This is a genomic window from Clostridium prolinivorans (assembly GCF_004011155.1).
GTDB classification, from domain to species: Bacteria; Bacillota; Clostridia; order Clostridiales; family Clostridiaceae; genus Clostridium_AT; species Clostridium_AT prolinivorans.
This window is the reverse complement of the sequence record NZ_RJWG01000060.1, coordinates 1-306: the sequence shown is the minus strand read 5'-3', so window position 1 is coordinate 306 and position 306 is coordinate 1. Positions and strand designations below refer to the sequence as shown.

Here is a 306-nt window from a genome sequence, read left to right as displayed (position 1 = left end):
GAAGTGGAATAATTCATTTAAATACTGAACTTAAAAAAGGGATGGTACTTCAAGGCGGCAGCCTTTTAGGAACTATTTCAGCTACTGATGAAGATATAATTGTAGAAACACTTATTCCAAGTAGTGATAGACCAAGAATACATGAAAATGATGAGGTATCACTGGCAGTAGGAGGATTAAACCAGGCTGAATATGGCACATTAAAGGGACAAGTTATTGCTATAGATGAAGATGCAACCATAGATAATGAAAAAGGAAATGTATTTTTTAAAGTTAAGATAAAGCCTGAAAAGAATTATTTAACAG

The 306-nt window shown here is 33.0% G+C and carries 1 protein-coding gene; it reads left to right on the top strand.

Annotated elements, in window-relative coordinates:
* The coding region (locus tag EGD97_RS12330) for an HlyD family secretion protein (protein WP_127837568.1) at positions 1 to 306 on the top strand (306 nt) is incomplete at both ends.